Genomic DNA, 13,500 nt, shown 5'->3' with positions numbered 1-13,500 from the left:
TCCCAGAAAATGGCTTTTCAAGGCTGTTTTCGTTGGACTCAGTAGGAGCGCCGCGAGGCGCGATAAGGAGTCGCGGCTTGCGCCGCTCCTACAGGATAGAAGGAAAACGACCCCAAAAAGCCGTTTTTGGAGAGGCTCTTGAGAGCCTGTTCGAGCATGCCTGCGAGGGTTCTTCGACGCATACATCATATCAAAAAACGCGCCAGGGGAAAGGGCCACTCCGTTGAGGGTTATCTGCACTTCGCTCTCTCTCTCCAACTCCACATCTCTTTAAGCGCTGCGCGAACATTGAAGATGCCCAATGAACCGTGCCCTTGACCTTTTCATGGCCGCAGGGGTGAGTCTTTTTGATCCAGTGCCCCACCTTCTGGATTCTTTTGATCCACCATGGGTCCAAAGGGGATACCGGCAAGAGCCGAGTGTTGGTTCTTGCCGATTTTTTTCTTGTGTTCCTTATCCCGGTTGCCGAATAAAGGAAGGAGGCGTGAGAGGAACCATCAGCTGAGGACTCTTGCAGAGGGTAATCTTGATGACCGAGAGGAAAATAGGCTCGGGAACTGCCAACGGGTCTCTTCGGGACGAAGTGCGCAAAGTGATTCGGACCCTGGAGACTCTCCCCTCGGCGCCCGCCGTCGCTACGAATATCCTCAATGCCTTAACCCAAGCACGGCCGGATATGGAGCGCGTGGTCAAGCTTCTGGAAACGGACCAGGGTCTGGCCATGAAGCTTCTGCGCCTGGTCAATTCCAGTTACTATGGATTTTCCAAGAAAGTGACCACGCTGCACAGGGCGGTAACGCTGCTTGGTATGAAACAGCTTCGCTGCATGCTACTCAGCGTGACCGTTTCCGAATCCCTCATCAAGGAATTGCGGCGCAGGGCCCGAAAGGATCAGCAGGCTCTGTGGGAACATTCCCTGGCATGCGCGGTGTGTTGTGAGTTGTTTGCGGAAAAGGTGCTGCCCAAGAGGTCTTCGGAAGCTTTCGTTTTGGGGCTTCTGCACGATGTGGGCAAGCTGCTTTTTATGGAATGCTCGGCGGAGACCTATCAAGAGGTGGAAAAGGTCGCTCGCGAACGCGGTGTGGCCATGGCCGAGGCGGAACAGGACCTGTTGGGTGTCGACCATGCCACGGTGGCCCGCTGGCTCGCGGAAAAGTGGGACCTGCCGCCCATCCTCAGTTTTCCTTTGTGGTGGCACCACCACGGTCCGGATGTTTTGGCTTTAATGGATATTGCGGACCCTGAGATTCGAGAATTGAGCCTTTTGGTCAACCTGTCCGACCACGTGGTGCATGAACTGATGGCGGACGCCGTGGCCGTCGAGTTGTTCCGCAGCCCCGACCCAGCACTCCTGGCCCATTTCGGACTCACCCTTTCGGACTGCGATCACATCAAAAGCCGCATTGCCAAACGCTACAGCGCCAGAACCGCTCTGCTGGATTTTGAACAGGATGAGTTGTCTTTTTATTTTAGTGCCCTTCAGCGGGCCAATCAACATTTGAGCCGAATGGCGTCCAAGGGGTTGCGGTTGGAAAATGTGCGCCGCAGTGACCGTGAGCGGGAAGCGTTGGAGGCTTTGGAGGCCGTGCTTCCCGCTCTTACGGATATTTCCACCATGCTGGAAGAGGCAGCAGGGCGAGTGGCGGAGGCTTTGGGGGTGGATCACGGCGTGGTCTACGTGTGGGACGATGCGGGACCCACGCTTTACGGATCCTGGTGGAAAACCCACGATGCACCGCGCTCCTTCACCTTGTTCAAGGAGGGGAGCAATGGCCGGGAGGCCCTGAATGGTATCCCCTTCGAAATGCGCCAGCTTCTGAGCGGATTCCGCAAACGCTACAGCTTCACGGCGGGGGGAACGGTCATGGACCGCCGCGTGCAGTACCATCCGCCTTATATTGCCGTGCCCATTGTTGTGGACGATCTGGTGCTAGGAGAAGCCATCCTTCATGAGGAAGGCCTTCATGAGGAGGCAGCGGACGCGGCTCGATCCCTTGCCGTTTATGAAAAACTAGGCCGTGTGCTCTCGTCCGCCGTGCGCCAGATACGACTGGTGGAACAGTCCCGGGACCTGAATGACAAGCTTTCCGCCGCCTTGGCGCAGGCGGGCCGCGCCATGAAAGAGCTGCGAGAAGCCCAGGCTCGCTATAGGGACGAAAAAGAGCGCTTGGCTGTGACGCTTCAAAGCATTGCGGAAGCCGTCATGGCCACGGATACGAAAGGTCGGGTGGTTCTTTTCAACGAAGCGGCCGCCAAGCTCACCGGGTGGGATGCGCAGGACGCCATAGGAAAACCGGCCATGGAACTGTTACGGCTCCTCCGCACCCCTGACGAAGAACCCTTGCCAGACCCTGTGGCACAAGTTCTCAAGAAGGGTGGGCCGGTGGAATACGCCAACGAACTGGCCCTGGTGGCTCGAGACGGTTCGCGCAAGCCCGTGGCCCTGTGCGGAGCGCCCATTACCGATGTCGAGGGGCAAAATCTGGGAGTCATTTTTGCCGTTCGAGACCTGACCTATCAAAAGAAGATGGAAGCAGAGGTCCTTCGCGCTCGAAAGCTGGACTCCCTACGGATTCTGGCCGGAGGGATCGCACATGATTTCAACAACATCATGATGAGTATTTTGGGCAACCTGAACCTTGCCCGCATGTTTGTCAACGAGCCGGAAAAGATGGAACGACGGCTGGCGGAGGCCGAAAAGGGCGTGCATCGCGCCAGGGATTTGACGCAGCAATTGTTGAGCCTGGCCAGAGGGGGAGTTTCCACAAAGAAAACGACGGACTTAGGCGGTCTTATTCGAGAGGGCGCCAATTTCGTGCTTTCCGGATCCAACGTCAAGATCCATTTCGATCTTCCCGAGGATTTGCGCCCGGTGAATGTGGACGTGGCCCAGATGCATCAGGTGATCAGCAATTTGTTGATCAATGCCAAACAGGCCATGCCCAACGGAGGGGCGGTATGGATTTCGGCGAAGAACGTGGAGGTCACGGAGACCTCGGGCTTGCCTGTGCCCGATGGAGCCTATGTGCACGTGGCGTTTCGTGACGAAGGTACGGGCATTAAGGCCGAATACCTGGACCGCATTTTCGACCCTTACTTTACCACCAAAGACCGCACCAGCGAGAGAGGGACAGGACTCGGCCTGGCCATCGTCTACTCCGTCATGAAGCGTCACGGGGGATGCGTGACGGTGGAATCGGAGGAAGGCAAGGGAACGACTTTTCACATCTATCTTCCAGTGGCGAATACAGTGCCGTCACCGGTCGAGCACAACGCGGAAACACTCCAGAAAAGCCAAGGTCGCATCTTGATCATGGACGATGAGGAAACAGTCCGTACCATCGTTCAAGAAATGTTGACGCATCTGGGTTACGAAACGGAGATGGCCGCGGAAGGCCTGGAAGCTGTGCAAAAGTATGAAGCGGCCTTAAAGAGTGGAAGGCCCTTTGACGCCGTCATTTTGGACCTCACCGTTCGAGGAGGCATAGGAGCCCGGGAGGCTCTGGAAGGGATGCGTGCTTTGGACCCGAAAGTTAAGGCCATCGTCTCCAGCGGGTATGTTCAGGACGAAATGATTGAGCGTTATGCGGATTTTGGCTTTGCCGCCGTGATCACGAAACCTTTTACCATTCGAAAGCTCCGAGAAACCCTTCTTCGGATCGTGCATAAGAAGGACCGGCGCCGTTTTGAAAGAAAATGCGTGCAACATGCTGTGGCGGTGGAGCTTGCTGAAACCTCTTTCTGGGCCACGACGAAAAATCTTAGTGAAGAGGGGGCGCTTATTGACTGCCAAGTGCCTGTGAATCCAGAGGAAGTGGTTTGTGTGAACCTGAAAGCGGGTTCTGAAGAGCAAAGGCGCCTCATGGGGCGAGTGGTGTGGTCTCGAGTGAACGCCACCAACGGTCACGGCGGATCCTATCTGATCGGCGTGCGTTTCGAAAACGTTTCCGAAGAAGACAGAGAGTTCATGCACCGTCTCATGAAGCGAGAATCCTGACCCTCCATGGGCACGGTCTATCTCAAACTCACCATGACGGCCGTTTTATGGGGAGGCACCATCATTGCCGGAAGAATGATCGCCGGTGAAGTGCCGCCTTTTACGGCAGCTTTTCTCCGCTTTATTTGGGCCTCTTTCTTCCTGTTCGGCTTTCTTTTAAGCCGAGGCCGCCTGACGTCTTTCCCATCGCACCATTGGCGGGCTTTCGCCATCTTGGGTTTGACGGGAATCTTTGCCTACAACGCGTTTTTCTTTTCCGGCCTGAAGCCCATTCCGGCACGCCGCGCTTCGCTCATCATCGCCAGCAATCCCGCCTTGATCGCCCTCTTCTCCGCCGTCCTTTTCAAGGAACGCTTGGGCGCCGTGCGATGCGCAGGGATTGTCCTTTCAGTCTTTGGGGCCGTTGTTGTCATCTCCAAAGGCCACCCGTGGATTCTGTGGCACGGCGGCGTCGGCTTGGGGGATATACTGATTTTGGGGTGCGTGGCCAGCTGGGCGGCCCATTCCTTGATGGGAAAAAGGGTCATGCAGGCGGTTTCACCGGAAATCGCCGTGGCCTATTGGTGCCTGGTGGGTACCCTGCTGTTGGCGATTCCAGCCAGCGCCGAAGGGGTTTGGTCACAGCTTTTCAGCTTCAGCCTATCTTCATGGGTCGGTATGTTTTATCTGGGCTTTTTCGGATCGTTTCTAGGATTTCGTTGGTATTACGAAGGTATTCAAGCCATCGGACCCGCCAGGGCCGGCGTTTTCATCAACTTGGTGCCCTTGAGCGCTGTGGTGATGGCTGTCCTTTTTCTAGGGGAACAGGTGGAGGTCTCCTTGATTGTGGGAGCCTTGGCCGTATGCCTCGGCGTGACCCTCACCAATCGCGCTGAACCGGTTCGTGGCGACCCTTGATGATGCGCCTTTTCAAATGTGACAACCCTATCGATGTCCAGCCGGATTGGCGCCAATCCGACAAGGGAAATCCCCCATATCCCGCCTTGCTTCAAAGGCATGCCCTTGCCAATCTATTTAATCGATCGGCTTCTGGGCGGCCCGCGAGAGTCGGATCCCGACAACGCACTCCCTCCTTGATGGCGTGTCGATAGCGTCGTTGGAGAAGAAAACCACGGCTCGGACACGCTCTCAGAAAAAATGCTCCCGTCCCCCTTTTTTTTATCGGCATCATGAATAAAAATGAAAAAAAGTTCGTTTGGCGTGATCCCCACCCGGCAATGCCTTGAATCCTATGGATTCCAAAGGACAGACAGGAAGGGAGGCACCGATGCACGACGACCCTTCTTCAACGGCACGAAACGTCTTGGTTGTCGACGACGACCCCAGTGTTTTGGAAATCATGGGGGAAGTGCTTCGAGGAGAAGGCTGCAGCCCTCTTTTAACCTCGCATCCTATGGAAGCTTTGGCCCTGGCTGAAACCAACGATTGTTCCTTGGCTTTTCTCGACATCCAGCTGCCGAGCATGAGCGGCCTTGAGCTTATGGGACGGCTCAAAGCGCGAAACCCTCACCTCGATGTCGTCATCATGACTGGTTACGGGACCATTGACAACGCGGTGCAAGCCATCCAAATGGGTGTGGCCGATTTCATTCGCAAGCCTTTCAGTATTGAAGACGTCTTCATGTGCCTTCGAAGGCATCGGGAAAGACAAGCCTTTCGCGACAGGATTCGCCAGGCCGAGCAGCGCTACGCGGATCTGGTGCAGCATGCACCGATGTTGATTTTTTCTCTGCGAAAAGATTTCAGTTTGAGCTTCATCAATCGAGCATGCCAAACGGTTCTGGGTTTGGACCCTTCGGAGGTGCTGGACCGAAAAGGATGGCTTTTGGAGCGCGTGGTGGAAGAGGATCGCGATCGGCTCGTCGATCATGTTGCTGCGGTTTTCGACGGCCTGAGCGATGCGGGTTTTTTGGAATGCCGGCTTAGGCATCGCGAAGGGCATGTGTTGCATTGCCTGATAAAGACCTTTGTCCCCGCCAGTCCGGCACGACGCGATCGCCTCAAGCAACTGGAAGGCATTGCGGTGGATATCACCGATCGCGTGCTCCTGGAAAAAGCGCTCGTTCAAAGAGAAAAGCTCAAGACTCTGGGGGCCGTGGCGGCAGAAGTGGCCCATGAGATTCGAAACCCCTTGGTGGCCATCGGAGGCTTTGCGCGGCGGTTGCTCAACCGGTATCCAGAAGCTTCGGAGGCGTCCATCATTTTGGACGAATGCCGAAGGCTGGAGAGGATCCTGGACCGGATTCGCAATTATCTTTCGCCGGTGGATATCTCAGTGGGCCAACACTCTGTGGAAGAAATTCTACGCCGTTGCAAGGAGCTCATGGGTTTGGAACTGGAAAGAAAGGGCATGAGGTGCCGATTGGAGGTGGAACCCGGCCTGGAGCCTTTGCCCGTGGATGCCAACGCTCTATTGCAGGTCTTTATCAATTTGGTGCGAAACGCCGTCCAAGCCATGCAAAAAGGTGACGAGCTCATGGTGCGGGCTTACCACAGCGCTCAGCATGTGATCATTCGTTTCCAAAACCCATGCCGCAAACCCGTGGTGACGCATCCTGACGCTTTGTTTCTGCCCTTTGACGAAGGAGGCCAGACCATCGGTTTGCCTCTCAGCTATCGCCTGATCCGCTCCATGGGCGGAGTCCTCAATTTTTCCTGGGAAGAGCCCTGTGCAGTCTTCACCATCTGCTTGCCGAGATTTCATGAGCGTGAAGTCGAGCCGCAAAACTTTCCCTCGATGTCGGCTGAATCAAGCCAACTTCCCTGACATGCTGTTTTTCTTCTGACACCTTTGCGCGAGGCCGAGTGCGCAGCTCTTCGATTGATGCCAGGGCAGAGATCCTTTTCACCTCCGGCCTTGTCGATGCACCGCACAGGACAGAAACACGCCCGAAAATGGTTTTGCCACGCCCTTTCGCCTCCTCAATCATAACTGATGGCGCTGATTTGCATGAGCTGTTCAAAGGAATGAAAGGCTTCGATGCGGCGAACGGTCCCTGTCTTGCCGCGCATCACCAAGGAATTGGTCACGGCGCCTCGGCCTGTAAAGCGCACTCCTGGAAGAAAGTCGCCCCCACTGATGCCGGTAGCCGCAAACAAAACATCCTCGCTGCGAATCAAGTCGTGGGTGCGAAGCACTCGGTGGAGATCGTAGCCCGCTTTGAGCAGCGCTTCCTTTTCTGCCGCTGATTGCGGGTCCAGCCGCCCCAGGAGTTCGCCCCCCACCACCTTGATGGCCGCGGCGGCCAAGACACCTTCGGGTGTCCCTCCCGTGCCCATCATCACATCCACGGACGTTTCCGGCAGCACGGCCATGAGGGCTCCGGCCACATCACCGTCGGTGTGCAGTTGGATGCGAGCACCGGCCTTACGAATGTGGGCGATGAGTTCCTTGTGGCGCGGCTTGTCCAAGACAAAGACGGTCAGGTCACCCACGTCCTTGCCCAGGGCCTTGGCAATGTTTTTCAGATTATCCTCCGGAGAGGCATCCAAATCGATGGCATCGCGCGCCGCGGCGGGAACAGCCAGTTTGTTCATATAGAATGCAGGACCCGGGTTGAACATGGAACCCTGTGGGGCCATGGCGACGACGGAAATGGCGTTGGGACGACCGTGGGCCAGCAGACGCGTCCCCTCGACGGGGTCCACAGCCACATCCACCTTGGGGCCTCGCCCCGTGCCAAGTTTTTCCCCGTTGTAAAGCATGGGCGCTTTGTCTTTTTCCCCTTCACCGATCACCACAACGCCGTCAATATCCACCGCGTTAAAACTGAGCCTCATAGCGTCCACAGCGGCCTTGTCTCCGGCTTTGCCATCCCCTCGGCCGAGCCATCGAGCCGCAGCCAGCGCAGCCGCTTCTGTAACACGAACCAGGTCCAGTCCCAAATTCCTCTCCGGTGCTTCCATCTGCATTGTGAACTCCTTGCGAACCTCTCTTCGTCACAGTTTTTAATAGAGCATGCTCTGGAGCAAACCGTTGTTCTCGGCTCCCGCCAGATCGATGGCGCCGGCCGGGCATTCCGCGGCGCATAGGCCGCAGCCGCGGCACGCTGCCGGGTCCAGACGTAAGGGTCCCACGAACGGCACGCGAATAGCTTGAGCCGGGCAGACTGCGGCACAGCTAAGACATCGGCGGCAACGGCCGGCATCGATGGTCGCCACAAACGCAGGGCGCCGCACAAGACCCTGTCGGTAAACGGCGAGCATCTTTGACGCCGCCGCGTCGCCTTGGACCAAGGCTTCCTCAACAGTCTTTGGCGAATGACATTGGCCGGCGATGAAAATGCCTTCCACGGCAGTTTCCACGGGCGCCAGCTTCACATGCCGTTCCATGAAAAAACCAGCTGCACTGAGCGGCACTCGTAAGATGGAAGCGATGTGTTGATTTTCGGGGCTGGGCACCGTGGCTGTGCTGAGGACGACGAGATCGGCCCGTTCGTGAAAAGAGCACTTGGCGTCGGGATCGTCCCAATACACATCCACCGTCTCGCGTCGGCCAAAGCGGTTTGGTTCCAAACGCGGTAGCCTTTTTTCGTCGTAACGCATGAACTGAATGCCCATGCGACGGGCGTTCTGGTAGCTGAGTTCCGCGAGGCCGTAAGTGCGCATATCGCGATGCAAAACGGTGATGGTCAAATGCGGATGGCGTTTCTTGAGTTCCAAAGCATGGGAGACGGCCTGCCGACAGCACGTACGGCTGCAGTAGGGGCGTTCGTCGTTTCGAGAGCCCACGCATTGAATCATCAGCACACGGCGAGCCCGCCGTAAATCTAAACGCCCCTGGACTAAGGCTTCCGCCAGTTCTTCCTGGGTCATCACCTGTGGAACGGTGCCGTAATGAAAAAGGTTCACCGGCTTCCACACCTGGGCCCCTACGGCAATGAGAATGGTTCCAAAGGTTTCTTGCATCTTTTCGGCGTCACCCTCGGTATGGCGAGGCCGGCGATGCAGTTCCACCTGAAAATGGCCAAGGCTTCCTCGACAGTCGATAAGACGTGTGTTCAGAGACACACGTAGCCGAGGTTGCGTGCGAATGCGGCTGAGAAAATGCCGGTACAAACGATCCAGGTTGGTTTCGGGTTCTCCGAAATAAGCCTGGGGCAGGCGGCCTCCTAAAGTGTCTCCTGAATCCGCCACCAGAACCTGAATGCCGTTGTCCGCCAGGCGCAGGGCAGCCGTGAGCGCCGCAACGCTACTGCCCAAAACCAGGGCAGACGGGGCGATGGGAATGTCCATAACCTGCGCCGGTTGGGCCGCACGCACTTGAGCAACCGCCGCAGCCAAAAGAAAATGGGCTTTTTCCAGGGCCTTTTCCTGGCAGTCCCTGTGCACCCAGGAAACCTGTTCGCGAATGTTGACCATGCGGACATAGCCGGGAGGCAGCCCCGCCTTGGCCAAAACATCTTGAAAGAGGGAAAGATGGCTTCGAGGGGAACAGGCGGCCACCACGATGCGGTTCAGGTGCTTTTCCTCAATGACCTTGGCAAGGCGCGAGGTGGCATCCGGGGAACAGGAAAAGAGGTTTTCTGCGCCATAGACGACATGAGGAAGCCGCTTTGCCTGGTGAACAAGCTGGGTGGTATCGATAACGCCGGCAATGTTGGTGCCGCATCGGCACACGAACACGCCGATGCGAAGGGATTCTTGGATGCCCCCTTGAGCTCCGCTGCGGCCCAAGGATTCATGACCTTCATCGGTCTTCCGCCCCGAGGGCAGCGGCGTTTGTGGAACAAGCCGCGAGGGGCTTGGGGCTTTGGTTTCTGCGGACAAACGTGCGCTGGCCGCCACAGCCGCCGCGCACGCCTCCTGGACCGTGGACGGTATGCTTTTGGGTCCCGTGAACGTGCCGCAGGCATAGACCCCGTCCAAAGTCGTATGCACTGTGTGGTGTTCTTTGATGCGAACAAAACCGTGAGGGTCCATCTGCAGGCCGAGGTTGCGGGCAATATCCACAGCGTCCCGGGATGGGCGCATGCCCACGGCCAGCACCACTAGGTCCGCCTCACTATGCCACAAAAGACCACCGTGCGCGGCCCAAACTTCCACGCCCTGGTTTTCTCCCTTTGAAACGATCCGAGCCACCTTGCCATGCACCAGGTGAACCTTTTCCAAAGCCTGAATCCGCCGAAAAAACGGCTCGCAATCTCTTCCATGGGCTCGCACGTCCATGGCGCACAGTGTAATCTGTTCCACATGGGACAGGGCGGCCGTTAATTGAATCTGCTTTAAAGCTGCGGCACAACAGTAATCAGAACAATAGGCTACACCATGCAGGGGATCCCGGGATCCCACACACTGCGCAAAAACGATACGGCGAGGCGGTTGTTTCAACCCCGAAGGGTGCAGAACGCCCCGCGTCGGGCCTGTGGCGCTCAACAACCGTTCCAGCTCCAGATTGGTCAGCACGTGCGGCGAATCGAGCCATTGGGGTTCATGAAGATCGCCGGGGCCTAAAAGTTCAAAGCCTCCGGCAAGAATCAAAGCTCCCGCCAGAAGGTGCAGTGCCTTGGGCTGATCCGCGAAATGAATGGCCCCCGTGGGGCAGACTTCCGCGCACCGGGAGCAGGTTTGGCCCTGAAAATGACGACATAGAGTGGGATCGATGGCTGGAACGGCGGGGTAGGCTTGAGGGTAAAGAATTCGAATGGCTTTGGTGAGGCTGAGGTTGAGATTGTAAGGGTCGGGCCTTTCCACGGGACAGGCCCGCTGACAGGAGCCGCAACCGATGCACCGGGAAGCCTCGACATAGGTGGGCTCACGGACGACGGAGCAGAAAAAACGCCCGGCAGAGCCTTCCACGCTCTCCAGTCGGGTCCGGACCAACACGCGGATTTTCGGGTGGCGACCGATGGCAAGAAGCCGAGGGGAGAGAATGCACAGGGAACAGTCCAGGGTCGGATAAGTCTTGTCCAGCTGGGCCATGTGACCGCCCAATGCCAGGTCTCTTTCCAAAAGCACGACGTCGTGGCCCATGTCGGCTGCCTGCAAGGCCGCGTGCATGCCGGCGACACCCCCGCCCACAACCAGAATGGTCTGGTGCGGTCCATTGATGGAACGTTCCTGCCGACATGGAACACTAACCATTCAGGTCCCTCGAAACCTCTCGAATCAGAGTATCCAAATCCATCGTTGCCTCATCCGGAATGTCCAAGGCCCGTTCGATAAGGGCGCAACGCAAAAGGTTGAGATGGGATTCCAATGCCGACAAACGCGGCTCCATCACGGCACTCACATGTCCTTCCTGAACAGCCAGATGCCTCAAGGTGGCGTTGATGTCCGCAAATCGCACGCCTTGAGGGCAATAAAAGGAGCAACGATGGCATCGAAGACAGAGCCAGATCTTGGAAGAAGCCAGAACCCATTGTCGAAGGCCCAGGCGAATCCACTGAATGATCTGTGCCGGGCTGAACCCCTCGTCCACAGCACTCACCGGGCAACACCCTGTGCAGGTGCCGCACTGATAACACAAAGACAAGGTTTCGCCGCCCGGAGCGGACATCACCTCTTCTGCAAAACCGGAATCGCCGCTCAAAAGGTCCACCTTCACGGCCGTTTTTTCATCCTTCGCTTCCATGGGGCTCGCCTCTTCTCACCTTCACACCAACACGATGGCTTGCGTAGGGCAATGGTCTTGACATTTGGTGCATTTGTCCGCGGCTTGCAGCAGTCGCGTGCACAGGGTTTCATCGGCCAGAACCACCCGACCGTTGACGATGCGCAGCACCACCTTGGCGTTTGGATAGGGGCCTTTGCCTTGGCGGCTTTCCGGGTCATTGGCGGCGTTGTATTCGCACACCGTGAGGCAGATGCCGCAGCCGTTGCATTTGTCCCCGTCGATCAAATGGCCCGATTTCGCTCGCGCCGCCAGCTCGGCCAAGATCTGCGCCAAAGCCTCCCTATGGGCTGAGTAGGCATCTTCCTGAAGCAGCGGACATTCCTGAGGGGTCAAGTCCCCGGACAAAAGGAAGGCGGCAAAGTCGGCACAGGTCATGCCGCACATCTGGCAGTCCGTTTTGGGAAGGTGCTCCAGAATCTTTTGCCTCATGGATGCTCAATCCCTTACCGACTTAGGCCGTCGGGACGCAACCCGTTCGAGGCCTTCGGCCGGCAACCAGGCGGGTCAGGGTCTCAGGGCGCAAACTGAGCCCCTCAAAAAATGCGCTCAGGAGTTCCCGGTTCACATCTCGCTTTTTCGGGCTTTGTACGGGCTCGGTTCTCGCCCGAAGGATGCGATCGCCGCGCGAAGCGTCGTAAACCAGGTTTCCCTTTATATAAAGGCGCTTGCATGTGCTGAAGGCCTGCGCCCAGCTGGCAGGTGTGTCCTCGTCGGGCTGTGGGTACATGGCGACATCGGCCTGAGCTCCAGGACGCAGGTGCCCTTTGTCCTCAAATCCCAAAGCTTTTGCGCCATGAAGTCGCGTGGCCAAAAGCCAGTCCCTTATGGTCCACACGTTCAGAACGGCTTCCACCAAACCTTTCCAGTCCTGTACGAGCGCCAGGTTGGCGTGTCGACACGAAAAGGCCCAGCCCTTCTCTTTGGCTTTGAGCATGAGCGCCATGGCCGCCTCATCGTCTCGAAAGTCTTTTTCCGGCAACGGCTCAGCCTGAAGAAAAAGGTGTGTTCCCACATCCCAGCGGTGCCCTTTGGTTCCGGATGTTTCACATCGCCAGCTGAGCTGCACCCCATTCTCGGGCCACGGCAGGCCGAGATCGCCGCCGATGCCGGACCGCAGCACTTGATCCACGGCCTGATACCACGGCGCTTCCTGTTCCAAAAATTCCGTGATCCGTTGTCCGTGAAGTCCGGAAAGGGATCCCTTGGCATCCTCGTCGGCCAAAGCCCTTGCAGGCACCATGAAAGGTCCCTGAAGAGACCCAAAGGCCTCGGGAAGAAAGGGGAGAAGGTCCTCGGCCGATTTTTCTCGATGCTTATAGACTTCATTTCGAAAACGAAGCCGAGGTTCCGGAAGATACAAGCCTCGCAACCCAAGGACCTGACACAAACGTTCAACGGCGGTGCCCGCAGCCCTCACGTCCTGGGCTTCGATCCACCCCATAAGGTCATAGAGCGGCAGACATAAGCCGATGGAGACATTGAGGCTTGGCACACGAGCCCACGCGTTGTGCACTGTGCCTGCATGTTCCACCGTCGTCCAGCTCTCGTGAACATGGCCGAAGCCCCTCTGAGCATAACGAAGGGCGATGGTTTCGGTATCGGGAAACAGTCCTGAGGCCTGCAGATGCCATACCCCGGGAAAAGCCACGTGGGCAGCGCAATCCACCGCCGCGGGCGTCACCACCAGACCTGAGGCGTCCACGACCTCGTCCACCCTGGCCACCTCGTCCAAGCCAATGATTCTGTCCCCGCACACGGCGATGTCTTGAATCTGCCCTTCACAGCCCAAGGTAACATCGTAAACCGTGCCGGACTGAATGAGCCGTGTTCTCAAGTGAACCGGTCCTCCATGTGAAGCGACCCGCTCCCGAGGATCCTCATGTGCGCG

The 13,500-nt window shown here is 57.4% G+C and carries 8 protein-coding genes; 3 read left to right on the top strand and 5 right to left on the bottom strand.

The genetic code is table 11. The features are described from left to right. Positions 1-529 precede the first annotated feature (529 nt). The 3 genes from ACUVSA_RS04600 (at position 530) to ACUVSA_RS04590 (ending at position 6,764) form a co-directional block, all read left to right on the top strand. Positions 530-3,997, top strand: a complete 3,468-nt coding sequence (locus ACUVSA_RS04600; RefSeq protein WP_445893951.1) for an HDOD domain-containing protein — start codon at positions 530-532, stop codon at positions 3,995-3,997. Between the two features lie 6 nt (positions 3,998-4,003). Further along, positions 4,004-4,894, top strand: a complete 891-nt coding sequence (locus ACUVSA_RS04595; RefSeq protein WP_445893950.1) for a DMT family transporter — start codon at positions 4,004-4,006, stop codon at positions 4,892-4,894. Positions 4,895-5,264: 370 nt separating this feature from the next. Then, entirely contained in the window at positions 5,265-6,764 is a 1,500-nt protein-coding gene (locus tag ACUVSA_RS04590) for a response regulator (protein WP_445893949.1), read from the top strand. Between the two features lie 155 nt (positions 6,765-6,919). Here the strand turns inward: ACUVSA_RS04590 and glpX are convergent, their stop codons facing one another. From glpX to ACUVSA_RS04565, 5 genes are read right to left on the bottom strand one after another with little or no spacing between them, the layout of a single operon-like run. After that, positions 6,920-7,903, bottom strand: coding sequence for a class II fructose-bisphosphatase (gene glpX, locus ACUVSA_RS04585; protein ID WP_445893985.1), 984 nt, complete (start codon positions 7,901-7,903; stop codon positions 6,920-6,922). 42 nt (positions 7,904-7,945) lie between these two features. Continuing rightward, entirely contained in the window at positions 7,946-11,080 is a 3,135-nt protein-coding gene (locus tag ACUVSA_RS04580; protein ID WP_445893948.1) for an FAD-dependent oxidoreductase, read from the bottom strand. Next, a complete protein-coding gene (locus ACUVSA_RS04575; RefSeq protein WP_445893947.1) occupies positions 11,073-11,570 on the bottom strand; it encodes a 4Fe-4S dicluster domain-containing protein in 498 nt (165 codons plus the stop codon). Before ACUVSA_RS04575 ends, ACUVSA_RS04580 begins: the two co-directional genes overlap by 8 nt. Before the next feature lie 21 nt (positions 11,571-11,591). After that, entirely contained in the window at positions 11,592-12,041 is a 450-nt protein-coding gene (locus ACUVSA_RS04570; RefSeq protein WP_445891035.1) for a (Fe-S)-binding protein, read from the bottom strand. A 22-nt stretch (positions 12,042-12,063) separates the two neighbouring features. Continuing rightward, entirely contained in the window at positions 12,064-13,446 is a 1,383-nt protein-coding gene (locus ACUVSA_RS04565; RefSeq protein ID WP_445893946.1) for a hypothetical protein, read from the bottom strand. Between the last annotated feature and the right edge of the window lie 54 nt (positions 13,447-13,500).

This window comes from Desulfosoma sp. (genome assembly GCF_052743555.1).
The sequence above is the reverse complement of the archived record's forward strand: the minus strand, read 5'-3'. Positions and strand labels throughout refer to the sequence as shown.

Coding starts and splice junctions, on each gene's coding strand:
- ACUVSA_RS04600 (WP_445893951.1), top strand. CDS start 530: ATGACCGAGAGGAAAATAGGCTCGGGAACTGCCAACGGGTCTCTTCGG.
- ACUVSA_RS04595 (WP_445893950.1), top strand. CDS start 4,004: ATGGGCACGGTCTATCTCAAACTCACCATGACGGCCGTTTTATGGGGA.
- ACUVSA_RS04590 (WP_445893949.1), top strand. CDS start 5,265: ATGCACGACGACCCTTCTTCAACGGCACGAAACGTCTTGGTTGTCGAC.
- glpX (WP_445893985.1), bottom strand. CDS start 7,903: ATGGAAGCACCGGAGAGGAATTTGGGACTGGACCTGGTTCGTGTTACA.
- ACUVSA_RS04580 (WP_445893948.1), bottom strand. CDS start 11,080: ATGGTTAGTGTTCCATGTCGGCAGGAACGTTCCATCAATGGACCGCAC.
- ACUVSA_RS04575 (WP_445893947.1), bottom strand. CDS start 11,570: ATGGAAGCGAAGGATGAAAAAACGGCCGTGAAGGTGGACCTTTTGAGC.
- ACUVSA_RS04570 (WP_445891035.1), bottom strand. CDS start 12,041: ATGAGGCAAAAGATTCTGGAGCACCTTCCCAAAACGGACTGCCAGATG.